23 protein-coding genes are annotated in these 26,551 nt (G+C 69.3%); 9 read left to right on the top strand and 14 right to left on the bottom strand.

Annotation, left to right across the window (positions count from 1 at the left end; translation table 11 throughout):
- Window positions 1–17: 17 nt before the first annotated feature.
- Both nrdR and F8566_RS23220 read right to left on the bottom strand, forming a co-directional pair.
- A complete protein-coding gene (gene nrdR / locus F8566_RS23225) occupies window positions 18–491 on the bottom strand; it encodes a transcriptional regulator NrdR (RefSeq protein ID WP_151563266.1) in 474 nt (157 codons plus the stop codon).
- A gap of 1,054 nt (window positions 492–1,545) precedes the next feature.
- Window positions 1,546–1,869 carry a LysM peptidoglycan-binding domain-containing protein gene (locus F8566_RS23220; RefSeq protein ID WP_151563264.1) on the bottom strand — a complete coding sequence of 108 codons (324 nt, stop codon included), beginning with the start codon at window positions 1,867–1,869 and terminating at the stop codon, window positions 1,546–1,548.
- Between the two features lie 185 nt (window positions 1,870–2,054).
- Here F8566_RS23220 and lexA point away from each other — a divergent pair, with 185 nt between their 5' ends.
- On the top strand, window positions 2,055–2,753 hold the full coding sequence (lexA, locus tag F8566_RS23215; RefSeq protein ID WP_151563262.1) for a transcriptional repressor LexA: 699 nt from the start codon (window positions 2,055–2,057) through the stop codon (window positions 2,751–2,753).
- Between the two features lies 1 nt (window position 2,754).
- On the opposite strand, the gene F8566_RS23210 is transcribed toward lexA, so the two are convergent.
- The 3 genes from F8566_RS23210 to F8566_RS23200 all read right to left on the bottom strand — a co-directional run bounded on the left by F8566_RS23210 (window position 2,755) and on the right by F8566_RS23200 (window position 7,107).
- A complete protein-coding gene (locus F8566_RS23210; protein ID WP_151563260.1) occupies window positions 2,755–3,732 on the bottom strand; it encodes a hypothetical protein in 978 nt (325 codons plus the stop codon).
- A gap of 132 nt (window positions 3,733–3,864) precedes the next feature.
- A complete protein-coding gene (gene leuS, locus F8566_RS23205) occupies window positions 3,865–6,363 on the bottom strand; it encodes a leucine--tRNA ligase (RefSeq protein WP_404800337.1) in 2,499 nt (832 codons plus the stop codon).
- 282 nt (window positions 6,364–6,645) lie between these two features.
- The gene (locus F8566_RS23200; RefSeq protein WP_151563256.1) at window positions 6,646–7,107 is read right to left on the bottom strand and encodes a hypothetical protein; all 462 of its coding nucleotides are present in this window, start codon (window positions 7,105–7,107) and stop codon (window positions 6,646–6,648) included.
- A gap of 346 nt (window positions 7,108–7,453) precedes the next feature.
- Between F8566_RS23200 and F8566_RS23195 the strand changes: the two genes are divergently transcribed.
- Window positions 7,454–8,998 (top strand): long-chain-fatty-acid--CoA ligase, encoded by a 1,545-nt coding sequence (locus F8566_RS23195; RefSeq protein ID WP_151563253.1) that lies wholly within the window; start codon window positions 7,454–7,456, stop codon window positions 8,996–8,998.
- A 45-nt stretch (window positions 8,999–9,043) separates the two neighbouring features.
- Here the strand turns inward: F8566_RS23195 and F8566_RS23190 are convergent, their stop codons facing one another.
- A complete protein-coding gene (locus F8566_RS23190; RefSeq protein ID WP_151563251.1) occupies window positions 9,044–9,886 on the bottom strand; it encodes a helix-turn-helix transcriptional regulator in 843 nt (280 codons plus the stop codon).
- Window positions 9,887–10,000: 114 nt separating this feature from the next.
- On the opposite strand from F8566_RS23190, the gene F8566_RS23185 reads away from it, so the two are divergent.
- The gene (locus tag F8566_RS23185; RefSeq protein ID WP_151563249.1) at window positions 10,001–10,741 is read left to right on the top strand and encodes an SDR family oxidoreductase; all 741 of its coding nucleotides are present in this window, start codon (window positions 10,001–10,003) and stop codon (window positions 10,739–10,741) included.
- A gap of 308 nt (window positions 10,742–11,049) precedes the next feature.
- Here the strand turns inward: F8566_RS23185 and F8566_RS23180 are convergent, their stop codons facing one another.
- Window positions 11,050–11,532: a hypothetical protein gene (locus F8566_RS23180; protein ID WP_151563247.1), complete on the bottom strand. Its 483-nt coding sequence runs from the start codon at window positions 11,530–11,532 to the stop codon at window positions 11,050–11,052.
- Window positions 11,533–12,040: 508 nt separating this feature from the next.
- Window positions 12,041–12,901, bottom strand: coding sequence for an alpha/beta fold hydrolase (locus F8566_RS23175; RefSeq protein WP_151563245.1), 861 nt, complete (start codon window positions 12,899–12,901; stop codon window positions 12,041–12,043).
- Between the two features lie 177 nt (window positions 12,902–13,078).
- Here F8566_RS23175 and F8566_RS23170 point away from each other — a divergent pair, with 177 nt between their 5' ends.
- From F8566_RS23170 to F8566_RS23155, 4 genes are all read left to right on the top strand, one after another.
- Window positions 13,079–14,455, top strand: coding sequence for an aspartate aminotransferase family protein (locus F8566_RS23170; protein WP_151563243.1), 1,377 nt, complete (start codon window positions 13,079–13,081; stop codon window positions 14,453–14,455).
- A 94-nt stretch (window positions 14,456–14,549) separates the two neighbouring features.
- Window positions 14,550–15,878: an MFS transporter gene (locus tag F8566_RS23165; RefSeq protein WP_225993442.1), complete on the top strand. Its 1,329-nt coding sequence runs from the start codon at window positions 14,550–14,552 to the stop codon at window positions 15,876–15,878.
- Window positions 15,875–16,888, top strand: coding sequence for a PD40 domain-containing protein (locus tag F8566_RS23160; RefSeq protein WP_151563241.1), 1,014 nt, complete (start codon window positions 15,875–15,877; stop codon window positions 16,886–16,888). Before F8566_RS23165 ends, F8566_RS23160 begins: the two co-directional genes overlap by 4 nt.
- Before the next feature lie 82 nt (window positions 16,889–16,970).
- A complete protein-coding gene (locus F8566_RS23155) occupies window positions 16,971–17,768 on the top strand; it encodes an SAM-dependent methyltransferase (protein ID WP_151563239.1) in 798 nt (265 codons plus the stop codon).
- A gap of 25 nt (window positions 17,769–17,793) precedes the next feature.
- On the opposite strand, the gene F8566_RS23150 is transcribed toward F8566_RS23155, so the two are convergent.
- Together F8566_RS23150 and F8566_RS23145 are read right to left on the bottom strand one after the other, a co-directional pair.
- Window positions 17,794–18,345, bottom strand: a complete 552-nt coding sequence (locus F8566_RS23150; RefSeq protein ID WP_151563237.1) for a YceI family protein — start codon at window positions 18,343–18,345, stop codon at window positions 17,794–17,796.
- A gap of 113 nt (window positions 18,346–18,458) precedes the next feature.
- Window positions 18,459–18,980: an Lrp/AsnC family transcriptional regulator gene (locus F8566_RS23145; RefSeq protein WP_151563235.1), complete on the bottom strand. Its 522-nt coding sequence runs from the start codon at window positions 18,978–18,980 to the stop codon at window positions 18,459–18,461.
- A gap of 104 nt (window positions 18,981–19,084) precedes the next feature.
- Between F8566_RS23145 and F8566_RS23140 the strand changes: the two genes are divergently transcribed.
- Window positions 19,085–20,314, top strand: coding sequence for an MFS transporter (locus F8566_RS23140; RefSeq protein ID WP_151563233.1), 1,230 nt, complete (start codon window positions 19,085–19,087; stop codon window positions 20,312–20,314).
- Window positions 20,315–20,448: 134 nt separating this feature from the next.
- Here F8566_RS23140 and F8566_RS23135 read toward each other — a convergent pair whose 3' ends face one another.
- Window positions 20,449–21,507 carry a CU044_5270 family protein gene (locus F8566_RS23135; protein WP_151563231.1) on the bottom strand — a complete coding sequence of 353 codons (1,059 nt, stop codon included), beginning with the start codon at window positions 21,505–21,507 and terminating at the stop codon, window positions 20,449–20,451.
- Complete coding sequence (locus tag F8566_RS23130) at window positions 21,504–22,121, bottom strand: RNA polymerase sigma factor (protein WP_151563229.1); 618 nt, start codon at window positions 22,119–22,121, stop codon at window positions 21,504–21,506. The genes F8566_RS23135 and F8566_RS23130 overlap by 4 nt, the downstream gene beginning before the upstream one ends.
- Before the next feature lie 154 nt (window positions 22,122–22,275).
- Between F8566_RS23130 and F8566_RS23125 the strand changes: the two genes are divergently transcribed.
- Complete coding sequence (locus tag F8566_RS23125; protein ID WP_225993441.1) at window positions 22,276–23,610, top strand: YibE/F family protein; 1,335 nt, start codon at window positions 22,276–22,278, stop codon at window positions 23,608–23,610.
- Between the two features lie 63 nt (window positions 23,611–23,673).
- Here the strand turns inward: F8566_RS23125 and F8566_RS23120 are convergent, their stop codons facing one another.
- Together F8566_RS23120 and F8566_RS23115 are read right to left on the bottom strand one after the other, a co-directional pair.
- Window positions 23,674–25,023, bottom strand: coding sequence for a cytochrome P450 (locus tag F8566_RS23120; RefSeq protein ID WP_225993440.1), 1,350 nt, complete (start codon window positions 25,021–25,023; stop codon window positions 23,674–23,676).
- A 202-nt stretch (window positions 25,024–25,225) separates the two neighbouring features.
- Window positions 25,226–26,491 (bottom strand): class I SAM-dependent methyltransferase, encoded by a 1,266-nt coding sequence (locus F8566_RS23115; protein WP_151563225.1) that lies wholly within the window; start codon window positions 26,489–26,491, stop codon window positions 25,226–25,228.
- Window positions 26,492–26,551: the final 60 nt, after the last annotated feature.

The following is a 26,551-nucleotide window of genomic DNA, read 5'->3' as shown; positions in this document are numbered from 1 at the left end:
GTCTGCAGGAACGGCCTCTAGTGAGGCCGGTCGGCTTCCCCCGAGGAATCCGTTCTGCGCAGTGCTTCGATCTCTTTGGCGAAGTCGTCGAGCGACTCGAAGCCCCGGTAGACCGAGGCGAATCGCAGGTAGGCGACCTCGTCCAATTCGCCGAGGGGTCCCAGGATCGCGAGGCCGATCTCATGCGAGGGGATTTCCGCAACCCCGGTCGCCCTGATCGCCTCTTCGACCCGCTGCCCCAACTTGGCGAGCGCATCCTCGTCCACCGGGCGCCCCTGACAGGCCCTGCGCACCCCGGCGATGATCTTGTCTCTCGAGAACGGCTCGGTGACCCCGCTTCGCTTGGCCACCATCTGCAGCACGTTCTCCTGCGTCGTGAACCGTTTGCCGCATTCAGGGCATGACCGCCGCCGCCGAATGGCGGCCCCGTCATCCGTCGAACGACTGTCGATCACTCGGCTGTCAGGGTTACGGCAGAACGGGCAGTGCACCGCGTTCCCTCCTCCCCTGACAGATCAAAAACAATCGCCACAAGAACACAACTTGTGGTTAATGACATCCATGTAACTACTAGATGTTGTGGTCAACCGTAGGGCGCGCGCCAGGCCTTCGCAACCTCAACGGGGGCCTCTCACGTAGATCCTGATCACACCGGGCCTCCCGTGTCACACCCCGGCGTGTCGCGCCCTTGACCTGCAGCATCGAACACCTGTCGCACCCGGAACCACCCGCCATCACCCACCAGCAAGATCACCACCCCACCCCCCGCAGCCCCCAGAAACCGGGACCTCCCACCTCTCAGATCACGATCAGGTCACGATCACCTCCACCGGATCCCGAGGCACCCTCAACCACCTCCCCCGCAAGCGAAGCCCACCGAGCCGGCACCCCACACAAGCGCCCACAACACGCGACCATCCCGGCTCCAGAAACGCGAGGAGCACGCACCCCCAGGTGACAGCGCAAGCACGCAGGGGCAGCGCAGGCACGCGCACGGCAGCCGCGCGCGGGCAGACGCCGACCAGGGCGGGCGCGCCAGCGCGCGCAGGACGGGCGAGCGCAGCGCGGGGCGCGGCAGTCCAGGCGCGCGCAAGGCAGGCGCGGCAGCGCGGCCGAGATGCAGGGCAGGCGCGGCAGCGCGGCCGAGATGCAGGGCAGGCGCGGCAGCGCGGCCGAGATGCAGGGCAGGCGCGGCAGCGCGGCCGAGATGCAGGGCAGGCGCGGCAGCGCGGCCGAGATGCAGGGCAGGCGCGGCAGCGCGGCCGAGATGCAGGGCAGGCGCGGCAGCGCGGCCGAGATGCAGGGCAGGCGCGGCAGCGGTGGCGCGGGTAGAACCGGGGTGGACAGCGCAGGCCTGGGCGGGCGCGGGCGCGCGCAGCGCAGGCGTGGGGAGGACAGGCGAGGCAGCGCGGGTGCGGGTCAGGCACGCGCAACGCGGACGCGGGCGAGTGGCCGCGCCGGGTGGCAGCGCGGCTACTGCCAAGGTGCGCTGCGCCCAGGGGTCCACGGAACCGGCGGTCTCTGCGGGGGTCGGCCGGGGGCTTGTCAGCGGGCGGGGAGGCGGAGTTGCTGGCCTGGCTGGACGACCGGGCTGGAGAGGCTGTTGAGGTCGATGATGCGGTCCACGGTGCGGCGGGGGTCGGAGTCGGGGGCGTGGCGGGCGGCGATGTCCCAGAGAGTCTCGCCGGGCTCGACGACGACGGTTTGCCGGTGGGCGGGTGCATGGCCGCCGTCGCCGGCGCGGGCGCCGGGGCCCTCGGTGAGCCAGAAGGCCACGAGCAGCGTGCAGGCGGCGAATGCGGTCAGTACGGCGCGGCCTCTGCGGGTCAGTCTGATTCCCGGGTCGCTCGCCCTCTCGTACGCCACCATCTCGACCCCCAGTCACCTGTTGATCTTCGAACGAATTTTCGATCGAACGCGTGTACGATGTTCTATCGCATGGCACCGACAAAACGCGAGCACTTTCTTCGAACAATTGTTTGATCATCCCGCTCTGACGCGATAACGTTCCATGACAAGGAGTGACGGATCGAAGCGCCGGGAGGCGACTAGCGATGAGCAAGGTCCGGGAGTTGCCCGATGGGCCGATGGACGAGAGCGGCCTCACCCAGCGGCAACGCATGGTGCTCGAGGTGATCCGCGATTCGGTCCAGCGCCGCGGTTACCCTCCGTCGATGCGGGAGATCGGCGAAGCGGTGGGGCTCACGAGCACCTCCAGCGTGTCACACCAGCTGCGCGCGCTTCAGCGCAAGGGCTTCCTCCGGCGCGACCCCAACCGCCCGCGGGCCGTCGAGGTGCGGGTGCCGGGCGCCACGCCGGTGCTGACCGAGGCCGACTCGTACGAGACGGTGGGCGTGCAGGAGAGCTCGGGCCGTCCCGCGCCCGCATACGTCCCGCTGGTCGGCCGGATCGCCGCCGGTGGCCCGATCCTCGCTGAGGAGGCCGTGGAGGACGTGTTCACGCTGCCCAAGCAGCTGGTCGGTGAGGGCACGCACTTCCTGCTGAAGGTCTCCGGTGACTCGATGATCGAGGCCGCGATCGCCGACGGCGACTGGGTCGTCGTCCGGCAGCAGCCCGTCGCCGAGCAGGGGGACATCGTCGCCGCCATGATCGATGGCGAGGCGACGGTGAAGACGTTCAAGCGCAAGGACGGGCACATCTGGCTCATGCCCGCCAACCCCGCCTACGAGCCGATCCCCGGTGACGAGGCGTCGGTGCTCGGCCGGGTGGTGGCGGTCCTGCGCAAGATGTGACTCAGCCGAAGTCGTTGACGCCGTCGGTGGTGTGCGGTCCGGTGGACCGCCACTGCTGCTCGTCCAGCAGCCTGGTCCGTTCGGCGACGCGGCGCAGGGCGGCGACGGCGTCATCGTTCATGGACGCGCCGCTGTAGCCGACGAAGGCCACCATCCCGGGCGTGGCCTCCCAGGCCAGTATGCCGTTGCCTCCCAGCGCGGACGTGACGACGGCGGGCTTGCCGCGTACGGTTCCGGCCGGTCGCGCGTTCGCCTCGTACAGCCGGTCCTCCACCCCGCCGAGGGGAGCGACGCCGACGAGGGTGAGGCCGCGGCCGAGAGCGGCGACCTCGGCCAGTTCCTTCGAGCCGTACCGCGCTTCCCGGATCACCCGCGGCCGGTAGTGCCCGTCGACGGTCCACGGGAACCCTGCCAGGGCCCGCACCGAGGGCCGCGAGTCGACGACCGTCGTCGCGGCGGCGAGCCGGACGAGGTCGCGTTCGGGTAGATCGCCCCGTATGCGCGCGTACGACCCGGCGATCTTCCAGATGATCTGCCCGTCCCCGGCCCTGCCTTGCACGCCGCCGATCCGGACACGGCGCTGCGGGGAGGCCTTCGGCACGGGATAAGTGATCACCGCGCCGTGGCTGGCCAGTGATCCGTCTTTCCGCCGTACGACGACACTCCATGGGTTTGCCGCTCCCGCCCGGTCTCGGCGTTCGAGTGTGCTTCCGTTGGAAGCGTTCCCGAGCGCGATGCCGGGGATCTCCCCCGGCTCCAGGCGCGCGTCCGGTCCGGCGGGCACGACGATCCCGGACGTCGGGGACGTTCCGGCGGGCGCAGATTCCACCGGGCGCCGCGGAGTCTTCGTGTCATCGGCGGCCAGCAGGCGTACGCCCCCTGCCCCGATCACCAGCAGGACCGCCGCCGCGACGGCGGCACGGCGTGCCAACGGGCGGCGCGGCCTCTCGGGTCCATTGCTGAGGAGGTCGTCCGCCATGCCCGCAGTCTTGACCAAGATCCTTCCGCGCACAACCCGGCGCCGGGCCGTCCGTGGCCGCACGTGCCGCCCCGCAGACCCTGCGGATCAAGGCCGTCGCGCCGCAGGGTCTGGGGGAACGGTCGGTGTGCGTCAGGCTCCGGGGACGATGTTGACGATCTTGGGGGCGCGGACGATCACGCGGCGCGGGGGGGGGCCCCCCAGGGCGTCCTGGACCTTCGGGGAGGCCAGGGCCAGCGCCTCCAGATCGGCGTCGGAGATCTCCGGGGAGATCTCCAGGCGGTCCTTGACCTTGCCCGCGACCTGGACCACGCACGTGACCGTCTCCTGCACCAGCAGGACCGGGTCGGCGGTGGGCCAGCCGGCCTTGGTGACCGGGGCGGAACGGCCCAGCAGCGCCCACGACTCCTCCGCCGTGTACGGGGCGAACAGCGACAGCAGGATCGCGATCGTCTCGGCCGCCTCGCGTACGGCCGGGTCGGCGGCGCCGGGGCCGGAGTCGATGGCCTTACGGGTGGCGTTGACCAGCTCCATGATCCGGGAGATCGCCACGTTGAAGCGGTGGGAATCGACCAGGGTCGTGGCCTCGGAGATCGTGTGGTGGGTGACGCGGCGCAGGCCCTCGTCGCCGGTCGTCGCGTCGGCGCCGGGGTCGGAGGCGACCTCGGAGGCGATGCGGTGGACGCGGGACAGGAACTTGGCCATGCCGTGCAGCGACACGTCCGCCCAGTCGATGTCGTCCTCGGGCGGCCCGGAGAACAACATCGCCAGGCGCACGACGTCGACCCCGTGCTCGGCGATCTGCTCGCCCAGGTCGACCAGGTTGCCCGTGGTCTTGGACATCGCCTTGGCGTTCAGGATCACCTGGCCCTGGTTCAGCAGGCGCGTGAACGGCTCGGTGAAGTCGACCATGCCCATGTCGTACAGCACCTTGGTGAAGAAGCGGCTGTACAGCAGGTGCAGGATGGCGTGCTCGACGCCGCCCGTGTACTGGTCGATCGGCATCCACTTGCGGACCTGCTCGACGTCGAACGGGCCCTCGGTGTAGTCCGGCGAGCAGTAGCGGAAGTAGTACCAGGACGAGTCGACGAACGTGTCCATGGTGTCGGTGTCGCGCTTGGCGGAGCCGCCGCACTTGGGGCATTCCACGTTCACCCAGTCGGCCGCCGCGGCCAGCGGCGACGTGCCCTTGGGCGCCAGGTCGGCACCGCGCAGGTTGTCGGGCAGACGGACGGGCAGCTGCTCGTCCGGCACCGGCACCTCGCCGCAGGCCTCGCAGTGAACGATCGGGATCGGGCAACCCCAGAAGCGCTGCCGCGAGACCAGCCAGTCGCGCAGGCGGAAGTTGACCGAAGCCTTGCCCGTGCCGCGCTCCGCCAGGACCTCGGTGATCCGGGCGATGCCCTCGGCCTTGCTCAGGCCCTCGATCGCCGGGGAGTTGACGATGCGGCCGTCGCCCGTGGTGGCCACGCCGGTCTCGGTGGGGTGGGGCTCGCCGGTGTCGACGACGACGCGCACGTCCAGACCGAACTTCAGCGCGAAGTCGAGGTCACGCTGGTCGTGCGCGGGCACGGCCATGATCGCGCCGTGTCCGTACTCGGCCAGCACGTAGTCGGAGGCCCAGACCGGGATGCGCTCGCCGTTGACCGGGTTGATCGCGTACCGGCCCAGGAAGACGCCGGTCTTGTCGCGCTCGGTGGACAGCCGCTCGATCTCGCTTTCCCGGGAGACCTCCTCGCGGTACGCCTCGAACGCGGTGCGCTGCTCGGGCGCGACGATCTCCTCGGCCAGATCGGCGTCGGCGGCCACGACCATGAACGTCGCGCCGTACAGGGTGTCGGGGCGCGTGGTGTAGACGGTGACCGGCTCGTCGCGGCCCTCGATCACGAAGTCCACGTCGGCGCCGGTGGAACGGCCGATCCAGTTGCGCTGCATCAGCAGGACGCGCTCGGGCCACTTGCCCTCCAGCTGCTTCATGTCCTCCAGCAGCCGGTCGGCGTACTCGGTGATCTTGAAGTACCACTGGGTCAGCACGCGCTTCTCGACCAGCGCGCCGCAGCGCTCGCAGTGGCCGCCGACGACCTGCTCGTTCGCCAGCACGGTCTGGTCGTTGGGGCACCAGTTGACCTGGCCGCCCTTACGGTACGCCAGGCCACGCTCGTAGAAGCGCAGGAACAGCCACTGCGTCCACCGGTAGTACTCGGGGTCGGACGTGTGCAGCCGCCGCGACCAGTCGAACGCGGGCGCGTAGCGCTTGAACGACGCCGCCTGGGTGTCGATGTTGGCGTACGTCCACTCCGCCGGGTGGGAGTCGCGCTTGATCGCGGCGTTCTCGGCGGGCAGGCCGAACGAGTCCCAGCCGATGGGGTGCAGGACGTTGTAGCCGCGCTGGAACCAGTAGCGGGCGGGCACGTCACCGATGGCGAACGCCTCCGCATGGCCCATGTGCAGGTCACCGGAGGGGTACGGGAACATGTCCAGCGCGTATCGCCGCTCCCGGCCGTCGTCCTCTTCGACGGCCTTGAACGGGTCGAGCTCCGCCCACCGGGCCTGCCACTTGTCCTGAACCGCCCGGGGGTCGTACTGCTCGTCGCTGCTCACGGTCGCTACTCCGGTCCTTCTGTACGGGATTCGTCCGGCTGCCCCTGTATGCCGACCGGCTCGTATTCGTGCCGGCAGGCCCTGCGCATTACAGGCTCTGCACATGAAGAGACCCCTCGCGCAGGAGGGGTCGCCGCGTCAACGCCGGTGCGTCAACGCGGCGGGCTAAGAAGCAGCCTGGGTCGCATACCCCAAGACTAGCGCAGCGGCAAGGCCCGAGGCCGCCTCATTGATCCCAAGGCCCGGGCCGCGAGCCCCTGGCTACGACAATGCCCGCCGGTGAGGTCCACCGGCGGGCATTGTCAAGGAACGTCAGCTGGAGTACCACTTGCCTTTGTACTTGAGCTTGGCGTTCTTGACCACGGCCGACTGGGCGTAGCCGTAGGTCTTCAGGCGGATCGGGCCCGCGTAGGACTTGTAGTTGCGCTTGCGGCCGTCCTCCACATAGCCGGTGATCGAGCCGACGTTGTTCATGCGGAACATCTCGACCTGGATGTGGCTGACCTTGCCCTTGTATGCCTTACGGGGCTTGGCGATCGCACAGGTCCAGTGCCAGTGCTTGGTCTTGTACTTGCCCTTGGCGTACTTGTAGCCGTAGACGTACATGTCGCCTACCACCGTCTTGCCGCGCTTCAGCGGCTTCTTGCTGATCTGCTTGTAGCCGGGGCCGCAGGATGCCGCGGCTTCGGCGGGACTGGCGATGGCAAGGCCACCGCCGAGAGCGACGGCCGCCCCCAGCGTCGTGGTGGCGAGCACCCGGGTGATGCGCTTCATATGTGGTCGTACCTCCGGTCTGCGTGATCGGAATGCCGCCCGCCGGTCCCGCGCCGCGCCGTGAATGACGACACAAGATCAGCTTTGCGGTCGAATCGGACCGTACCACCCGAAGCGGGCGTATTTGATCTAGTTCGGCAGGTATTCGATCTACGGTCGGGGGCCGTGGTCTTGTGGCGGTGCACAGTTTTCCCGGGGTGACGGCGGGCTTGGTCACAAAGATGCACGTCATCTGCGGCGGAGGGGATGGCGTAGCGCGGGGCCGGTAGGCGAATATGAGGCGAACCGTTCATAGACTCGCCGGTAATAACCGGCTGGCGACAATGCCCCGTGCGCGAGGAGTGCCATGCTCAATCTCTCCGTCCTGCTTGAAGACGCGGCCCGGGAGACGCCCGATCGCGAAGCACTGGTCTTCGGAGATCTGCGGCTCTCGTACGCGTTCGTCGACGGCATCGCCAACCAGGTCGCGAACCTGCTGGTGTCGCGGGGCATCAAGCCGGGCGACAAGGTCGCCCTCTCCAGCCCGAACCTGCCCTACTTTCCGATGATCTACTTCGGGGCCCTCAAGGCGGGTGCGGTGGTCGTGCCGCTGAACGTGCTGCTCAAGCCGCGCGAGATCGCCTACCACCTCGATGACTCGGACGCGAAGGCGTTCTTTTGCTTCGAGGGCACCCCGGAACTGCCGCTGGGAGAGGCCGGGCATGCCGGCTTCGAGCAGGCCGCCGAGTGCGAGCACTTCTTCCTGCTGCCCGCCAGCCTGGCCACCACCGAGTCGCCGATCGAGGGCGCCGAGCTGTTCTGGGCGGCCCTGGCCGACCAGCCGGCCACGTTCGAGTCGGTGCAGACCGCCCCGACCGACACCGCCGTGATCATCTACACCAGCGGGACCACCGGCCAGCCCAAGGGCGCCGAGCTGTCGCACAGCAACCTGCTGACCAACGCGATGATCGACGACACGCTCTTCAAGAAGACGCTGCACGACACGTCGCTGGTGACGCTGCCGCTGTTCCACATCTTCGGGCAGACCTGCGTGATGAACGTGGGGTTCTACCGCCGGGCGACCCTCGTCCTGCTGCCGAGGTTCGAGGCCAAGCAGGCGATCGAGCTGATGGTCAAGGAGAAGGTCAACATCTTCGCCGGCGTGCCCACCATGTACTGGGCGCTCCTCACCGACGACACCTCCGCCGAGGACGTGGCCTCCATCCGCGAGAACCTGCGCGTGGCCGTCTCCGGCGGCTCCGCGCTGCCGCTCGAAGTCCTCAAGGGCATCAAGGAGAAGTTCGGCGCCGACGTGCTGGAGGGCTACGGCCTGTCCGAGACCTCCCCGGTCGCCTCGTTCAACCGCCCCGACCGGCCCACCAAGCCGGGCTCGGTCGGCCTCCCCATCTGGGGCGTCGAGATGAAGCTCATCGACGACGACTGGAAGGAGATCGAGGGCGAGGGCCCCGGCGAGATCGCCATCCGCGGCCACAACATCATGAAGGGCTACTACAAGCGGCCCGAGGCGACCGGCGAGGCGATCAAGGACGGCTGGTTCCGCACCGGCGACGTCGCCAGGCGGGACGAGGACGGCTACTACTTCATCATCGACCGCTCCAAGGACATGATCATCCGTGGCGGTTTCAACGTCTACCCGCGGGAGCTCGAAGAGGTCCTGATGACCCACCCGCAGGTCTCCCTGGCCGCCGTCGTCGGCGTCCCGCACGAGTCGCACGGCGAGGAGGTCAAGGCGTACATCATCCGCACGCCCGGCGCCACGATCACCGAGGACGAGCTGATCGCCTGGGGCAAGGAGAACTTCGCCAACTACAAGTACCCGCGCATCGTCGAGTTCCGCGACGAACTCCCGATGACCGCCACCGGCAAGATCCTCAAGCGCGAACTCCGCTAGAGCCGATGAGAAGCCGCGGTGGGCCAACGGGCTCACCGCGGCTTCTCACGGTGTCGTCAGCGACTGGATGCCCACGACGCGCAGCAGCTTGAGCGCCTCGTGCGACGCGGTGCCGGGGGCCGCGGTGTAGAGCACCACCTTCTGATCTTTCTCCGGTACGAGCAGCACGTCGCAGTGCAGCTCCAGCGGGCCGACGACCGGGTGCACCATCCGCTTGGTGTTGCTCCGCCTGACTTCGACCCGGTGTTCGGCCCACAACCTCCGGAAGAGGCCGCTCTTGGCGGTCAGCTCGGCGACCAGATCCCTGATCCCTGGATCATCCGGATAGCGACCCGCCGCCGCCCTGAGGTCGGCGACGCTGTCACGGGCGAACGCCAGGTACTCCTCGTCCTGTTCCAGCCGCTCATCGGTGTCCGGGCCGAAGAACCACCGCATCACGTTGCGGTCCTTGGGCGCCATCGTCGAGAAGTCGGCGATCAGCGCCGCGGCCAGGGCGTTCCAGGCGAGCACCTCGTGCTCGGCGCTCAGCACGTACGCCGGGGTGTCGTCCAGCCGGTCCAGGAGGTGCAGAATGCCCGCGGGCACCTCGTGCGGCGGGCCGACCGGCGGCCCCACCGGCTCGCCCGCGACGTTGTAGAGGTAGGCGCGCTCGTCCTCGGTCAGCCGGAGCGCCCGCGCGAGAGACGCGAGGATCTGCCGTGACGGCCGCGGCCCGCGGCCCTGCTCCAGCCGGATGTAGTAGTCGACCGACATGCCTGCCAGCCGCGCGACCTCTTCGCGCCGCAGGCCCGGTGTACGGCGCCGCGTACCGGCCTCCAACCCCACGTCGTGCGGCTGGATCCCGTTCCGCCGCGACCGCAGGAACTGGGCCATCTCCGCTCTGTCCACGTTCACCAGCATCCCCCATGAGGACGCGCCCCGGCCGCCCCCAGGGTGGTATCGCCGATCCCAGCCTCAGGCGGTCTCTCCTCACCCGCCGCGCGTCACCCCAGCCTGGACGGCATGACGAACTCCATCGGCTCCATCGCTCTCATCACCGGCGCCAACAAGGGCATCGGCCTGGAAGCCGCCCGGGCTCTGGGCTCCGCCGGCATCACCGTTCTCCTCGGCTCCCGTTCACCCGAACGCGGGGAGAAGGCCGTGTCCGAGCTCACCGCCGACGGCATCGACGCCCGTTTCGTCCACCTGGACGTCACCGACGAGGCCTCCATCCGAGAGGCGGCCGGCGGGCTCGACCGGCTCGACATCCTCGTCAACAACGCCGGAATCGCGCCCGCCGAAGCCTCCGTCCTGCCCAGCGCGACCCCGCTCGCGGCCCTCCGTCACACGTACGAGACGAACGTCTTCGGCGTGGTGGCGGTGACCAACGCGATGCTGCCCCTGCTCCGCCGTTCCCCCGCGGGACGCATCGTCAACGTCTCCAGCGAGCTCGGCTCCCTCACCTTGCTCACCGACCCCGAAAGCCCGTTCTTCCCGTTCAACCTTCTGGCCTACAACTCCTCGAAGACCGCGCTCAACGGCATCACCATCGCCTACGCCAAGGAACTGGCCGACACCCCGATCAAGGTGAACGCGGCGAACCCCGGCTACTGCGCCACCGACCTCAACGCCCACACGGGCCCCCGCTCCGCCGCCCAGGGAGCCGCCGAGATCGTCCGTCTGGCCACCCTCGCCGCCGACGGCCCCACAGGCACCTTCACCGGCGGCTCAAACGACCAACTAGGCGCGCCACTCCCCTGGTGACTCCCAGGGATGCCAAGAAGTCGGCAAAACTGGAATTGCGGGGCACGACCTTAGGATGGGCGAATAAATGGCAAGGCTGACGCGCCGGCAGAGAATTCATGAGCACATCCTCTAGCCCAAAGATGAAGACAGCTCGAATCTCACCGTGACGCGGGTTTCGGTATGGCGGCGCCACGAAAACCAGAGTTGGCGTCCAGAGAGTGAAGCCGCCCCGGGTAACACTGCCCAGAGCCGTGACCCCGGAAATGACTACCGGGGCCACGGCGGTGAGGGCAGGACTCAGCCTGCGCTTCCGTTCAACTGCCAGATCACGGCTGGCTGAAGACGTAGGAGGCGGTGAGGCTTACGGAGGACGGGCAGAAGATGCCGCTGGTCCTGGGGACGCTCTGGTTGTTGAAAGTGGCGGTGACGGGGAGCGGGCCGTCGACGTAGCTGCCCGTCAAGCTGCCTCCGTAGGTACAGCCGACTGCGGTCATCCGGAAGCCGCTGAGGGTGACGACACCGCCGCTGAGGCTGCCGCTCCAGGGCAGGTTGGAGGGAGTGACGGTCACACCGCAGCCACCGACGGTGGCCGAGGTGATGGAGAGCGTTCCATCGTCGGCGATGGTGCCGCCCATCGTGGAGCTGGTGCAGGTCCAGTTGATGCCTGCGTTGATCGTCATGTTGCCGGAGAGGGTGGCCGAGATCGGGCCGGCGGCCTCGGCCTGGGCGGGAGCGGTCTGGACGGCGACGGCGAGAGCGGCGGCGATTGTGGCTGCGGAGACCGCGGCCAGCTTCTTGGTGCGGGACAAGGAAGTCCTCGTTTCAGGAAGGGTGGGCGTCGCGCCAGCGCCCAAGGGGTGGGGTGGGATGTCCGTAATCCGAGGTGCCGCTTCCGTCCCTGTCGAATGGACGTTGAAGACACCGCGAATCAGGGACCAGGCGAACGGGATCCGACTTTCCTCTTCGACATGAGGTCCCGGTCAGCCAGGTAGAACGCGTTCTACAGGGAACGTACGTAATGGCAACTGGGTGGTCAATACTCAAAGGGGACCTAATTGGATAGATTGCACTACCGTCCACACGTGATGGCATTTGCCGCACCCACATCTGGCCCAAGAGAGTAAGCTTTCAGCCGCGCTCGGTAATCTTCCATTGCGGGTTGCGCCCGAAGCACCCAACGCGACCACACCGCGCGTGGCCGGCTACACGCGGCCCGTACGCAGGCTTCCGCAGCCCGCTGGAACACCTCTTTTCTTGGGGATGTGTCGAACACTCACACGGCAGTGCGCTTCGCCTTGGCTCAGATTCGTCTTGGGCTTAGGGCAGCAGCCAGTCGAGGATGCGGCGGTTGACGTCCGCGGGGCGTTCCAACTGGAGGAAGTGGCCGGCGTCGGGGACGATCTCGGCGCGGGAGCCGGGTGGGAGGTGGGGCAGGACGGCGGACGGGTCCACCACGTCGGCACCCAGGCAGCCGTCCTGGGCGCCGTGCAGGTAGAGGATGGGGCGTTCGCCGGTGGTGGAGGCGGATGCCTGTTCGGCAGCGTAGGCATTGACCAGGCGGGTCGGGTCGAGCATCGCGCGGTAGTAGCCGATGGCCGCGGCGATGTTGTCGGGGGTGGCGAGGCAGTCCATGACGTTGTCGATCTCCTCGGCCGCGTCGAAGCCGGGTGACCAGTCGCGCCAGAGCCCCTCGACGAACGAGCGGTCGAACGCCATCTCGGCCAGCGGTGTCTGGAAGAGGAAGATGTAGAACGAGCGCTTCAGCTGCTCGTAGCTGAAGAAGGTGCCCATCATCGCGTTCACGGGCGGGACGGCGAGGGTGACCGCTTTGCGCCACCGGTCGGGGGCGAACGCGGCGGCGCCGTAGGTGGCGAAGGCGCCCCAGTCGTGGCCGATGATCACGGCGTCGGAGTCGCCGCCCAGGGCCTCGTGGAGGGCCACGGCGTCCGCGGCGAGGGCGCCGCTCTGGTACGCGCCGTCAGGCGGGATGCTCGTCGGGGCGTAACCGCGCATGAACGGGGCGACGGCTCGGTAGCCCGCGGCGGCCAGCTCGGGCATCAGATGCCGCCAGGTGTGCGCCGAATCCGGGAAGCCGTGCAGGCACAAGGCCAGAGGGCCGTCTCCGATCGAGAGGTATCCGAACTCCAGTCCGTTCGCCTTGACCACTGCTGTGTCCATGCCGTTCCTCCCTCGCGAGCCTGCTCGGCGTGACGTTACCGCCTGGCGGCGGGGTGGAGTACGAAGGGAGATCACGCTGAGTACTTCGGATCTCGCCGCTTGAATGCGTATTTACAGCTGATTCCGAAGTCATCTAGCATCAATACAACTGGATCACTCGCGACAGGGAAGTGTGCAATGACGGACGCGACGCAGGAGAACCTACAGAGAGCGGCCCGCGACCACCTCTGGATGCACTTCGCCCGCCACTCGGCGTACGAGAACGGCGGCGAGGTTCCCGTGATCGTTCGTGGGGACGGTGCCTACATCTACGACGCGCAGGGCCGCCGCTACCTCGATGGGCTCTCCGGCCTCTTCGTGGTCCAGGTGGGGCACGGCCGCGAGGAGCTGGCGCAGGCCGCCGCCAAGCAGGCCGCCGAGCTCGCGTTCTTCCCGCTCTGGTCATACGCCCACCCCAAGGCCGCCGAGCTCGCCGAACGGCTGGCGGGGCTCGCGCCCGAGGGACTCAACCGCACGTTCTTCACCTCGGGGGGCGGGGAGGCGGTCGAGAGCGCCTGGAAGCTGGCCAAGCACTACTTCAAGCTCACCGGCAAGCCGACCAAGCACAAGGTGCTCAGCCGGTCAGTGGCCTACCACGGCACGCCGCACGGGGCGCTGTCGCTGACGGGCCTGCCGGGCATCAAGGCGCCGTACGAGCCGCTCGTGCCCAGCGCGTTCCGTGTCCCCAACACCAACATCTACCGGGCGAACGAGCACCGCGACGATCCGGAGGCGTTCGGCCGGTGGGCTGCGGACCGTATCGAGGAGGCCATCCTCTTCGAGGGGCCCGACACCGTCGCCGCGGTCTTCCTGGAGCCGGTGCAGAACTCGGGAGGCTGCTTCCCGCCGCCGCCCGGCTACTTCCAGCGGGTACGGGAGATCTGCGACCGCCACGACGTGCTGCTGGTCTCCGACGAGGTGATCTGCGCGTACGGGCGGCTCGGCTCGATGTTCGGGGCGGAGAAGTTCGGCTACCGGCCCGACATCATCACCTTCGCCAAGGGCGTGACCTCGGGTTACTCGCCGCTGGGCGGGATGCTCGTGAGCGACCGGCTGTTCGAGCCGTTCAAGCGCGACAAGGCCATGTTCGCGCACGGCTACACGTTCGGCGGCCACCCCGTCTCGGCCGCCGTCGCGCTGGCCAATCTCGATCTGTTCGAACGCGAGGACCTGCTCGGGCACGTGCGGCGCAACGAGGGCGCCTTCCGCTCGACGCTGGAGAGGCTGCACGACCTGCCGATCGTCGGCGACGTCCGCGGCGACGGGTTCTTCTACGGGATCGAGCTGGTCAAGGACAAGACCACGCGCGAGACGTTCGACGACGACGAGAGCGAGCGGCTGCTGCGCGGCTTCCTCGACAAGGCGCTGTACGAGGCGGGGCTCTACTGCCGCGCCGACGACCGCGGCGACCCCGTCGTCCAGCTCGCGCCACCGCTGATCTGCGACCAGTCCCACTTCGATGAGATCGAGCAGATCCTGCGGTCCGTTCTGAGCGAGGCCTGGTCCCGGATCTGATCCGCTGATACATTCCGCCGCTCCCGAGAGCGGTCGAGGCCGGCCGACTCTAGGATCACCGTCGACCGGTCTTGACCGTTCACGTTCCACGGGGGTGAGGGAGCCGGTGTACCTGTCGACGGCGCGCGCCACGGACGCCGCCAAGGGCGTCGAGCGTGACCGGGTGCCTGACTCGGCGGCCGTACGGGGCGTTCCGGCGACCGTCTTCGCGCTCGGCGCGGTCAGCCTGCTCACCGACGTGTCGGCGGAGATGGTGACGGCGGTCCTGCCGATCTACGTGGTGGTCCAGCTCGGGCTGAGCCCGCTCGCCTTCGGGCTGCTGGACGGGGTGTACGGCGGGGTCACGGCGCTGGTGCGGCTCGCCGGCGGGCACGCCGCCGACCGGGGCCGCCGCCACAAGCTCGTCGCGGGGCTCGGATACGGGTTGTCGGCCGCCGCCAAGCCGGTGCTGCTCCTGGCGTCTACCATCCCCGCGATCGCGGCCGTGCTCGCGGTGGATCGGGCCGGCAAGGGCCTGCGGACCGCCCCGCGCGACGCGCTGATCTCGCTGTCCGCCCGTCCCGGCGACCAGGGCCGCGCGTTCGGCGTGCACCGCAGCATGGACACGGCCGGAGCGCTGCTCGGCCCTCTGGTGGCGTTCGGTCTCCTCTGGGCCGCCACGGACGCCTACGACGCGGTGTTCGTGGTCAGTGGCTGCATCGCCGTGGCAGGCGTGCTGGTGCTCGTGCTCTTCGTTCACCGGCCGCCGCCGGATGACGGGCCGGCCGGGGAAGCGCGGGTGTCGTTGCGGGCGGCGCTCGGGCTGCTCCGGATCAGCGCCATGCGGAGGATCTGCGGTTGCGCGGCGCTGCTCGGCCTCGTGACCATCAGCGACGCGTTCATCTTCCTGCTCATCCAGAAGAAGCTCGATCTGGCGCCGCAGTGGTTTCCGTTGTTGCCGCTCGGCACGGCCGCGGGTTTCCTCGCGCTGGCCATGCCACTCGGCCTGCTCGCGGACCGGATCGGACGGTGGCCGGTGTTCGTGGGCGGGCACGCCGCGCTGCTGGGGGCGTACGCGCTGCTGCTCAGCCCGGCCGGCGGCACAGGCATGGTCGTCGGCGTGCTGGTGCTGCACGGGGTGTTCTACGCGGCGACCGACGGGGTCCTGATGGCGGCCGCCGGGCCGCACCTGCCCGCCGGCCTGCGGGCCAGCGGCCTCGCACTCGTCCAGACCGGGCAGGCCGCCACCCGGTTCGTCTCGTCGCTGGCGTTCGGGGCCGCGTGGACGATGTGGGGCGTGACTCCAGCGATCACCGTCGCGGCCGTCGCTCTGGCCGCCTCCGCCGTTGTCGCCCTCGTCCTGCGTCCTGGTTCTGGGCCCGGTTCTGGTTCTGGACTCGGTTCTGGTTCTGGCCCTGTTCTTGCCGAGGAGTCGTCCGTTTGAGCACCGCCGCACGTTGGCGCATCCTGGTCGTCGCGTTCGCCGCCCTCACGGCCGTCGCGGTGACCTACACGTTGTACGCGGCGGGCCGTACCGACGCCCGCGACAAGGCTCGTCCCGGCGGGCCGGCCATTGCCGCAGGCACGTTCGACCTGAGCGGCCGCCGGCAGATCCTCTTCCGCAACATGGCGTGGGGTCCGCATCGCGATCATCTCGCCTCCGTACCGCTGGGCGGCACCGGCGGCCCGCGCACGGCCATGCCGCTCAGGTGCTATAAGTTCCACACCTCGGGCGGTACGGGCGTCTGCGTCCAGGCCAAGCGAGGGCCGGTCAAGACGTTCTCGGTGCTCATCCTCGACTCGCGGCTGCGCGAGATACGCCGGTACGCGGCGGGCGGCGGGCCGAGCCGGACACGGGTCTCCCCCAGTGGCCGCATGGTGGCGTGGACGGTGTTCGTGAGCGGCGACTCGTACGCCGGAGTGAACTTCTCCACACGGACGGCCATCCTCGACACCCGTACGTGGAAGCTGCACAGCAACATGGAGAGGTTCCGGGTCATCAAGGACGGCAAACCCTACCGATCCGTGGACGTCAACTTCTGGGGGGTCACGTTCGCCGACGACGACCTCTTCTATGCGACGCTGGCGACCAAGGGGAAGACCTACCTGGTTCGCGGCAACGTCTCCACCCGGACCGTGCGGACACTGCGGGAGAACGCCGAATGCCCGTCGCTCTCCCCAGACGGCACGCGCATCGCGTTCAAGCACCGCGTCAAGGGAGACATGTCGGCCCTGCCCTGGCGGCTGCACGTGCTGGACCTGCGCACGATGACGGAGACCGCCACGGCCGAGACGCGGCCGCTGGACGACCAGGTCAGCTGGCTGGACGACCGGACGCTCATGTACGCGATCCCCGCCGAGTACGAGTCCGACCAGTACCGCGTGCCCGCCGACGGGACGGGCTCACCGGCACTGGTCATGAAGGCCGCCCAGGTTCCCGCCGTCCTTCCCTAGGACCTGCCTGTTCTTCCCTAGGACCGGCCTGCCCTTCCCTAGGAATTGCCATAAGTTGTGCTCTATCGGCGGAGGAGGCCACATGACGAGCGGGCAAAACCCCCAGATCGACACCACCAGACCGCACTCGGCGCGGATGTGGAACTACTGGGTCGGCGGCAAGGACAACTACCCGATCGACCGTGAGGTCGGCGACAAGGTGACGGAGATCTTCCCGAACATCATCGAGGTCGCCCGTCACTCCCGGGCCTTCCTCGGCCGCGCCACGCGGTATCTCGCGGAGGCGGGCATCCGCCAGTTCCTCGACATCGGGACGGGCCTGCCCACGCACGACAACACCCACGAGGTGGCGCAGCGGGTCGCGCCCGAGAGCCGCATCGTGTACGTGGACAACGACCCGCTGGTGCTGGTGCACGCCCGTGCGTTGCTGACGAGCACCCCGGGCGGCGCGACCGACTACATCGACGCCGACGTGAACGACCCGCAGAAGATCCTCGACGGGGCGGCCAAGACCCTGGACCTCGACCGCCCGGTCGCGTTGATGATGCTGGGGATCATGGGCAACGTGATCGACGACGACGCGGCGTACGGCATCGTCCGGCACTTCCTCGACGCCCTGCCCTCGGGCAGCTACATGGCGCTCAACGACGGCACGAGCGTGGTCCACGGCTCGCAGCGCGACGAGGCGATCAAGGCCGCCAAGGAACGCGGCATGCCCCCGTACATCTCGCGCACCCCGGAGCAGATCGCCCGGTTCTTCGAGGGCCTGGAACTGGTGGAGCCCGGTGTGGTGACGGTGTCACGGTGGCGGCCCGAGGCGACCCCCTTCGGGGAACCGCCCGAGGTCGACGCGTTCTGCGGCCTCGGGCGGAAACCCTGATCCCTGCTTCTCAGGGCTCGATTTCTCAGGGTTCGATGAACTGCATGTCGAGGGAGATCTTGACGACCTCGCCCAGCAGGCCGGGTGCGAACTTCAGGCCGAACTCGCTCCGGCGGATCTCGCCGGTGGCCTCGAACCCGGCATGCCGGCGGCCGTCCACGACCGAGTCGACGACCCCGCCGAACTCGACCGCGAGCGTCACGGGCCGGGTGACGTCGCCGATGGTCAGGTCGCCGGTCATGGTCCAGTCCTCGCCCTGACCGCTGACCTCGGTCGACCGGAACACCATCGTCGGCCTGCTCTCGACGTCGAGCATTTCGGCGGAGCTGACGTGGGCGTCCCGGTCCGCGTTGCCCGTGTCGATCGAGGCGAGCGAGATCGTGGCGGTGACGGAGCACTCCGCCAGGGTCTCGCCGACGACGAGCCCGGCCTCGAACTCGGTGAAGCTGCCGCGGACCTTGGAGATGCCGAGGTGCCGGATGGAGAACCCGACCGCCGAGTGGTACCGGTCGAGCGGCCACTCCCCGGCCACCAGCGGGAGTTCGGTCGTCGCAGTGTTGATCGCGTTAGAAGTCATGCCTCTAACGTGCCGAGCCCGCCGAGACCTAGGGAGACCGTGTCATGACTGGCCCTGCCAGGGCCAGGCTCGAACACGGCTACAGATCGGGTGCGGCTACAGATCGGCTGGGTCTACAGATCGGGTGGGGCTGCGTCCGGGGCGGGGCGGGTCCAGCCGGTGGAGGCGGTGACCGGGCGGGTTCCGGGTTCGGTCGGCTCGACGGCCCGGCCCTCGTACGGGGTGGAGAGCACGACGTGGGAGTTCATCTCGCCGTGGTCGCCGAGCCGTTCGAGGAGACCTTCGAGGTGCTGCATCGAGGCGACGCGGACCTTGAGCATCGAGCACCAGTTGCCGCTGAGCTTGTGGATCTCGGTGACCTCCGGGAGGTCCTCGGCGGCGGTGGTCTTGAGCAGGCAGCGCCCGTGGGCGCAGCGCATCTGGACGAACGCGGTGAGCGGCAGGCCGACCCGGGCGGGGTCGATCCGGGCCTGGTAGCCCGCGATCACGCCGGCCTCCTCCAGCCGCCGGACACGGTCGGCGACGGCCGGGGCGGAGAGGTTGATCCGCTGGGCGAGTTTGTTGAACGAGAGCCGGCCGTCCCGCTGGAGTTCGGCGATGATCCGCCAGTCGATCTGATCAAGCGATCTGTCCATGTGGAAAGCCTTCCGCGATATCTCCGTTCAAACTAAAGGCGATCGCCTCTGAAGACCAGTCATCGCCCATTCCACGGCGGATCCGGCTTTTCTAGCGTTAAAGCATGACCAAAGTGGATGTGCACACCGCACCGGTGACCGGGCCTGGTGCCCCGCCGGTCGCGCGCACCCGGGCGATGCTGGCGCTGTGCTCGGGCTCGGCGATGATGAACGCGGCGATGGCGGCCTCCAGCGCGACGAGCACCCTCGTGGCAGGTGACCGGCTGGGCGCGGGATGGGGTGGCGTACCCAACACGGCGGGCATCGTCGGCACCGGCGTCGGCGCGCTCGCCCTGACCGCACTGATGAACCGGCGCACCGCGCTCATCGTCGGCTATGTCGTGGCGGCGCTGGGCGCCTGCCTCGGGGTCGTCGCCGTCGCCAGCGACGATGTGCTCGGACTGAGCCTCGGGATGTTGTTGCTCGGCCTCGGCAACGCGGGCGCGCAGCTCTCCCGCTATGGCGCCGCCGAGCTGTACCCGCCCGGACGACGCGGCACCGCCATCAGCATCGTGGTCTGGTCGGCGGCCATCGGCGCGGTCGGCGGCCCTCTTCTCATGGATCCGTCGGGGAACGTGGCGGACGGGCTGGGCCTCGTGCCTTTCGCCGGGCCCTTCCTCCTGGCCGCCGTCACCTGTGTGATCGCCGCCGTCACCTCGTTCAGAGCGCCTGCGGGCGAGGTCGCGCCGTCCAGCATGACGTTGCGCTCGCTGATGCGCACGTCGACGGCTCGTTCGGCCTTGGTGGTCATGGCGACCGCGCAGGTCGTGATGGTGGCCGTCATGACGGCGGCGCCGCTCCACATGCACCTGCACGGCCACGGCCTGGCCTCGGTGGGGGTGGCGCTCTCCACGCACACCCTCGGCATGTTCGCTCTGTCTCCGATCACGGGACGGCTGCTCGACCGCTTCGGCCCGCCTCCGGTGATCCTCGCCGGACTCCTCACGCTCGCCGCCTCCTGCGCCCTGGCCGCGCTGGGCCCGAACGGGGCGCAGCTGCCCGCGTTGTTCCTGCTGGGGTACGCCTGGAACCTCTGCTTCGTGGGCGGCAGCGCACGCCTGGCCCGTGACGTGCCCGCGGCCGACCGGCCGCATGTCGAGGGCGCGGTGGACGCGGCCGTCTGGATGTTCGCCGCCGCCGCGAGCCTGCTGTCCACGATCGTCCTGTCCGCAGGCGGCTATCGAGTCCTCGCCGCCGGTGCCTGCGTCTTCGCCCTGCTCATTGCCGCGATTTCCGCGCCTCGCCGGAACGGTCAGAGCGCGCCGAAAGACGGCCGACCTGCCGTCGCCCCATAGACCTGCCGGCGATACACATGGCGGCGATACACATGGCGGCGATACGCCATGGCAGCGATACGCCTGACGGGGCAGCGATCCGGCCGGATGGGGACACAGAACCGGCTCGGGATCGTTGTCCCGTCATATGTGCGTCAGCCGACGGGCTTGAAGTAGGAGGCCGGGATCTCGTCGACCACCGTCTGCTTGACGATCGTCCACTGACGCAGCAGGGTGCCCGGCTTCATGCCCGCCATCTCGGCGGACCCCGAAGGACCGCGACCCTTCGGGTACTTCTTGCCGCCCTTCGGCTGGAACGAACGGTCGTGGTCGACGACCTGGCGCGTGCCCAGCAAGCGATACGTCCTGGGCTCGAAGATCAGCTCCAGCCGGATGCCGTTCCAGGTCTGCCCGACCGCGATGGCCGTGGGGCTCACCCGGGACACGGTCACGCCGGGGAGCGTTCCGGTCGCCTTGAAGATCGCGGCCTGTGCCGCAGGGGTCAGCCGGGCACCGGAAACGGTCTCCTCGACGGTGTGGAAGACCTGCACGTCCGGCGGGTTGCCGCCCTGGCTGTTCCGGTAGAGCCAGGCGCGCATGGCCTTGGGGTCGCGCGGCAGGTCACGGCGGTAGAACGGCGTGTTGCGGCAGTCGCTCGGCACCTTGGACGGGTCGACCTCGGGGAGCTTCTTCGGCTCCTTGCCGGTGTTGTTCTTCCGCCGGGCCGCCTCGCACATCCAGAACCGTTCGTTCCAGTTGGCCGAGTCCATGATCAGGCCGACCCGCTTCCCGCTGACCGACCGCCACGATCTCGACTGGATCGTGTTGGCGACGGGGTGCCGGTCGCGCTGCTCAGTCTCGGTGTAAACGTACTGGTCAGGACGTGGTTCGGCGGACTGCCCCGCGGTCGCGGCGGCGCGGTCGAGGACCTCGACGGCGCTCACCGGCACGGTCGCCGGTGTGGATCCGCCGCCGTCCCGCCCGCCCTCCTGCCCGGCGTCCGGCACGGCGATCAGGGTGGCGGCCATGGCACCGGCGAGACCGGCGGCGGCCAGGCCGCCGACCGCCCAGCGCCGGCCGCCGCCGCCTGGCAGGCGACGGCGCGAGCCGGTCATGTCCGCCATCTCGGCCATGAGGTGAACGCGGCGCGCGTCCTGGTGTCCGGCGGGCATGTCCTGCCGGGCCGGGGGGACGGGGGTCTGCTGGTCGATCATGAGGTTTCCTCCGAGAAGAGCGCGGTGGGTCGATCGCCTCTCCTATGTCCGTCCGCCCGATGCGGTTCCGTGTCGTGCCGCAGCCGCTTGCGGGCCCTGGCAAGGCGTGACCGCACGGTGCCGACCGGCACGCCGAGCGCCGCCGCGGCCTCGGCGTAGCCGAGGCCCTCCCACACGCAGAGCGCGAGAATCTCCTGGTCGCCCCGTGACAGCTTCTTGATCGAGTCGAGGACCACGCGCATCTCGCGTTCGGCCTCCAGCCGCGCGGCGGCGGCCGCCGCGTCGTTGGGGGCGGCCGGCATGGCGCGGACCCGGTCCAGCGCGGCGCGGTGGCGGCGCAGGCTGCGGCGATGGTTGTGGAGGACGTTGGTGGCGACGCCGTACAGCCAGGGCAGGAGGGAGTCGGCGCTCAGCCGCACCTGGTCGCGGCGCCGCCAGGTCTCCAGGAAGACGACGGAGGTGAGGTCCTCGGCCGCCGTCCAGTCCGCCGTTCGCCGGAAGCAGTAGTTGTAGACGGTGCGCGAATGCCGGTCGAAGAGCTCGCCGAAGGCGTGGTCGTCGCCGTCCCGCGCACGGTCCCACAACTCCGTGTCCGTTGGGGGTTCGAGGGTCATGGCCTGCTTGTGTCCGTTCGGCCCGATCGGTTCCCGGCCAATCTGATCATTTTGTCCGCCGATTTGTCGGGGGTAGAGGCGCCCGACACACTGTTCAGCCTGTGTGAGCGCGAAAGGCTGGGATGTGGGCGCGAATCATTCGCACGACGGGACGGTGCCGAAGTCGCCGAAATCGGTACGGGTCGCCGTGCTGGCCGTCATCGTGCCGGTGGCGGTCGCGACGCTGGCCGCGGTGCTGTTCCTGTGGCCGGACCAGCCGGAGATCGCAGGCTCCGAGCCGCTGAAGGAGATCAACGGGACGGTCGTCGCGATCACTCTCAAGCCGTGCCCGCAGCCCGAGCCGGGCACGGAAGGGGCGGGCACAGAGGGCGGCGGAGCGGACGGCGCCGTAACGGACGGGCGGCGGGCTGCGCCGCCCGACCCGCGTCGTTGCGGCGATGCGAAGGTCAAGCTGACCTCGGGCGACCAGGCGGGCCAGGAAGTGGTCGCGCCGTTGCCCAGCGACCCGGGCTCGCAACGCTACTCGGTCGGCGACGACGTCCAGGTCGTGCACATGACCGACGCCCCCGACGGCATCGCCTACCAGCTGTCCGACCATCAGCGGTCGGGCCCGCTGTGGCTGATCGGGGCGGCGTTCGCGCTCGCGGTGATCGCGTTCGGCCGCTGGCGCGGGGTGACCGCCCTGGTAGGACTGGCGATCACGTTCGTGCTGCTGCTCCAGTTCCTGATTCCGGCGATCATGGAGGGCCGGCCGCCGCTGCTGGTCGCCATCGTCTGCGCAGCCGCGATCATGCTGGCGGTGCTCTACCTGACGCACGGCTTCTCGATGCCCACCTCGATCGCGGTGATCGGCACCATCGCCAGCCTCAGCCTGACCGGCCTGCTCGCCACCGCCGCGATCAACCTGACGCACCTGGGCGGGCTGAGCGACGAGGACGCCCTCAACCTGGACATGGCGTACCAGATCAACGGCCAGGGCCTGCTGCTCGCCAGCATCATCATCGGTTCGCTCGGCGTGCTGGACGACGTCACCGTGACGCAGGCCGTCACCGTGAACGAACTGGCCCACGCCAACCCGGCCTACCGGTTCGCGCAGCTCTACCGGGCCGCCGCCCGGATCGGCCGCGCCCACATCGCCTCAGTGATCAACACCATCATCCTGGCGTACGCGGGTGCCTCCCTGCCGCTGCTCCTCCTGCTCAGCGTCGCCCAGCAGCCTCTCGGTGACGTGGTCACCGCGCCCGCCATCGCCCAGGAGATCGTCCGCAGCGTCGCCGGCACCCTCGGCCTGATCGCCGCGGTCCCGATCACCACCGCCCTGGCGGCCCTGGCCCGCACCCGCGCCCACGCTCACGCCGACACGGACGCCCACACCGACACTGACGCTCACGCCGACGGTGACACCGACGAGCCCGACCACGACCACGACCACGACCACGAGCCAACCCCGGGCGAGGACGCGAAGACCGTCAAATCGGACTCGGTCTAGTCACATTCTTCGGCAGACGTTCAGCCGTACGGTCGGACGGCGGTACAGCGTCTTGCGCGCGCGTCAGCGCGTGCGTTCGACGTCCAGCCGGAGCCCGAACGGGTTGAGGGTGCGCGGCAAGGGCTGGTCCGGCGACAGGCGTTGCCCGCCGGTCTGCCGGTAGGCATGCCCGGCCAGCAGGTGGGCGAGGAACTGCGACGTCGTCAGGAGGACGAGGTTGCGGCCCGGGCACTCTCCTGGACCACCGCTGAACGGGATCGCAGCCCAGTTCCGCTGCGCAGTCCCGTCAAGCCAGACATCGGGCGCGAAGGTGTCCGCGTAGTGCAACGTCTGCTCGTCCCGCTGGACGAAGGCCGTCGGGATCAGCAGCGCCGTATGCGCGGGCAGTGTCCGGCCATCCCAGTCGGTCGCGGTGGTGGTGTCGCGGAGGATGGCGAGCGTCGTCGGCCAGAGCCGCACGGACTCCTGGACGCAGGCGCGCAGGAACGGCAGGTCCTGGGGCTCCGACAGATCCCGGCCCTCGATCTCGGCGTACGCCCGCCGGGCCTGCTCGGGATGGGTGGCCAGGAGCGCCAGGGCACAGTAGGCGGCCATGCCCGCGGGCTCGAAGGCGAAAAGCCACTGCGGCATCTGTGCCTGCGGCTTGGTGCGTCCGGTGGCGGGCGTGGTGGCGACGAGTTCGGCGAGGCTGCCGTGCTCCGCATTGCGCACGTACCCGTCGAGGCGCTGCCGGAACTCCCGGTAGATCTGCGGGCGGCGCGGTGCGAAGGCCCAGTTCGCCTCCATGCGGAGCCGGGTCAGCAGGTCGCTCACGCGGTCGTCGTCACGCGCGGCGTCGCCGAGCACCACCCGGCGGATCACACGCCACCATGCGACCCGGAAATCGTCCCAGGTCAGCGTGTCGGTACCGGCCATCAGCTCGGCCGCCTCGCTCGCGATCTTGCCGGCGATGAGATCCCCGTACTGATGGACGGGCCGGTGGGTGTTCAGCACGGCTTCATTGAACCGCCGCCGGTCGGTGCGGTCAGTGCCGGACGCGGTCAGCAGGCCGTGCGGCTGGAAGTGCCAGAGCGCCGCTCGCTTCTCGCGATTGGCCACGGCGAACGGCTCGGGTGACCCCTCCAGGACCCGTCGCACGTCCTCCTCGGACAGGACGAGCGCGATGGACCGCAGCGGCGACCACAGACGGATCGGGCCGGGCCCGTACTTGGCCCGCATCCGCTGGAGCAGGCGTCCCGCCTTCCGGTCCGCGTCGAGTCTCTCGGCGGCCGCGACCACTCTGGGCCGCCTGGCGAGAATGCCTCTGACGAGCGTGGGCGCCAGCACCTGCACAGCGATCCGGAGGCTGTCCCCGGCCGAGGCCTGCGGCACCTCCTGCCGGGCATGCCGCTTACGTTCCATTGTCTGCGTCATCCAGTCCCCCTAGATCCCTTCGTTTCCGAAGGGTCTTCCCGGCCCAGGGCGCCCAAACGTCCCGGATCAGCCAAGGGCCCGCAAACGTCTCGGGAGACCCTGCAGTACGTCCCGCATGTAGGCGAACGAGGCCGTCTCCTCTGCGGGAGACGGCCTCGGAACGGTGAAACAGCGGACCTGCCGGACGCCTGATCTGGAGGTGTCAGACGCCCCAGTCCGGGCGCAGCGGCATGCGCGCGTTGTTGTTGTCGTCCAGCTTGACGCCCAGGGTCTGGTGGAGCTGGATCCAGTTCTGCTCGAAGCCGAGGATGCAGCCGGCCATGTAGACCTTCCACACCCGGGCGGTGCCCTCGCCGACCTCGGCAACGGCCTCGTCCCAGTGGTCTTCGAGGTTGTCGCACCAGCCCTTGAGCGTACGGGCGTAGTGCTCCCGCAGGTTTTCCTGGTGACGGATCTCGAAGCCCGCGTCGTTCATCTGCATCTGGATGTAGCCGGGGCCTTCGAGTTCGCCGTCGGGGAAGACGTAGCGGTTGATGAACCCGTCCTGCTTCATCGCGGGTGCCCGGTTGTCAGGCCGGGTGATGGTGTGGTTGAGCATCCGCCCGCCCGGCTTGAGCTTCCCGTAGAGGAACGAGAAGTAGGCGGGCAGGTTGGCCTTGCCGATGTGCTCGGTCAGGCCGATCGAGCTCACCGCGTCGAAGTCGGTCTCGGCGACGTCGCGGTAGTCCATGTGCCGGACCTCGGCGAGGTCGGAGAGCCCCCGGTCGGCGATGGCCTTCTGCGCCCACTCGGCCTGCTGCTTGGAGAGCGTGACGCCGAGCGCCTTGACCCCGTACTCCTTGGCGGCGTGCATGACCATGCCGCCCCAGCCGCAGCCGACGTCCAGCAGCCGCATGCCCGGCTTGAGGCCGATCTTCTTGGCCACCAGGTCGTGCTTGTGGAACTGCGCCTCCTCGAGGGTGGAGTGCTCCTCGGGGTAGCAGGCGCAGGTGTAGGCCATGGAGGGGCCCAGCACCCACTCGTAGAAGGTGTTGGAGACGTCGTAGTGGTGTGAGATCGCCTTGGCGTCGCGCTTCTTGGAGTGGCGGAGCCAGTCGGGAACCCGGCTGAACGGTGCCTCCTGCGGCGGCGGGTCGAGCCGCCGGGTGACGGCGCCCCGCAGCAGCGGGTCGCGCGCGACTGCGGCGATGACCCTGAGCTTGTCGCGCGGCGTGACGTCGCTGAGCACCTGCTGCATCGTGGACAGCGCCGTGTACATGTCGCCGCTGACGTCGATCATGCCGCTGACGTACGCGCGGGCGAGCCCCAGCGCGCCCGGCGAGTGCACCAGGTAGGACACCGCGTACGGGGAACGGACGTCGAACCGGATGTCGGCGCCGGGTACCCCCGCCCGCGACCCGTCGTACGCGGTGAACTCCACTGGCGCCCCAGCCCCGGCGAGCCGCTCGAAGACCCTGGCCAGCGTCATCTTGTGCCTCCCTCTCTCTTCGCCCCGGCACGGGGCGATGGGATCACCATCGGCCCCCGC

Source organism: Actinomadura rudentiformis, assembly GCF_008923185.1.
Taxonomy (GTDB): Bacteria; Actinomycetota; Actinomycetes; order Streptosporangiales; family Streptosporangiaceae; genus Spirillospora; species Spirillospora rudentiformis.
The sequence above is the reverse complement of the archived record's forward strand: the minus strand, read 5'-3'. Positions and strand labels throughout refer to the sequence as shown.

What these genes read in the sequence shown, in the direction of transcription:
- F8566_RS23220 (WP_151563264.1), bottom strand. Translation starts at nt 1,869, where the DNA reads ATGGTGGCGTACGAGAGGGCGAGCGACCCGGGAATCAGACTGACCCGC.
- lexA (WP_151563262.1), top strand. Translation starts at nt 2,055, where the DNA reads ATGAGCAAGGTCCGGGAGTTGCCCGATGGGCCGATGGACGAGAGCGGC.
- F8566_RS23210 (WP_151563260.1), bottom strand. Translation starts at nt 3,732, where the DNA reads ATGGCGGACGACCTCCTCAGCAATGGACCCGAGAGGCCGCGCCGCCCG.
- F8566_RS23200 (WP_151563256.1), bottom strand. Translation starts at nt 7,107, where the DNA reads ATGAAGCGCATCACCCGGGTGCTCGCCACCACGACGCTGGGGGCGGCC.
- F8566_RS23195 (WP_151563253.1), top strand. Translation starts at nt 7,454, where the DNA reads ATGCTCAATCTCTCCGTCCTGCTTGAAGACGCGGCCCGGGAGACGCCC.
- F8566_RS23185 (WP_151563249.1), top strand. Translation starts at nt 10,001, where the DNA reads ATGACGAACTCCATCGGCTCCATCGCTCTCATCACCGGCGCCAACAAG.
- F8566_RS23175 (WP_151563245.1), bottom strand. Translation starts at nt 12,901, where the DNA reads ATGGACACAGCAGTGGTCAAGGCGAACGGACTGGAGTTCGGATACCTC.
- F8566_RS23170 (WP_151563243.1), top strand. Translation starts at nt 13,079, where the DNA reads ATGACGGACGCGACGCAGGAGAACCTACAGAGAGCGGCCCGCGACCAC.
- F8566_RS23155 (WP_151563239.1), top strand. Translation starts at nt 16,971, where the DNA reads ATGACGAGCGGGCAAAACCCCCAGATCGACACCACCAGACCGCACTCG.
- F8566_RS23150 (WP_151563237.1), bottom strand. Translation starts at nt 18,345, where the DNA reads ATGACTTCTAACGCGATCAACACTGCGACGACCGAACTCCCGCTGGTG.
- F8566_RS23145 (WP_151563235.1), bottom strand. Translation starts at nt 18,980, where the DNA reads ATGGACAGATCGCTTGATCAGATCGACTGGCGGATCATCGCCGAACTC.
- F8566_RS23140 (WP_151563233.1), top strand. Translation starts at nt 19,085, where the DNA reads ATGACCAAAGTGGATGTGCACACCGCACCGGTGACCGGGCCTGGTGCC.
- F8566_RS23135 (WP_151563231.1), bottom strand. Translation starts at nt 21,507, where the DNA reads ATGATCGACCAGCAGACCCCCGTCCCCCCGGCCCGGCAGGACATGCCC.
- F8566_RS23130 (WP_151563229.1), bottom strand. Translation starts at nt 22,121, where the DNA reads ATGACCCTCGAACCCCCAACGGACACGGAGTTGTGGGACCGTGCGCGG.
- F8566_RS23120 (WP_225993440.1), bottom strand. Translation starts at nt 25,023, where the DNA reads ATGACGCAGACAATGGAACGTAAGCGGCATGCCCGGCAGGAGGTGCCG.
- F8566_RS23115 (WP_151563225.1), bottom strand. Translation starts at nt 26,491, where the DNA reads ATGACGCTGGCCAGGGTCTTCGAGCGGCTCGCCGGGGCTGGGGCGCCA.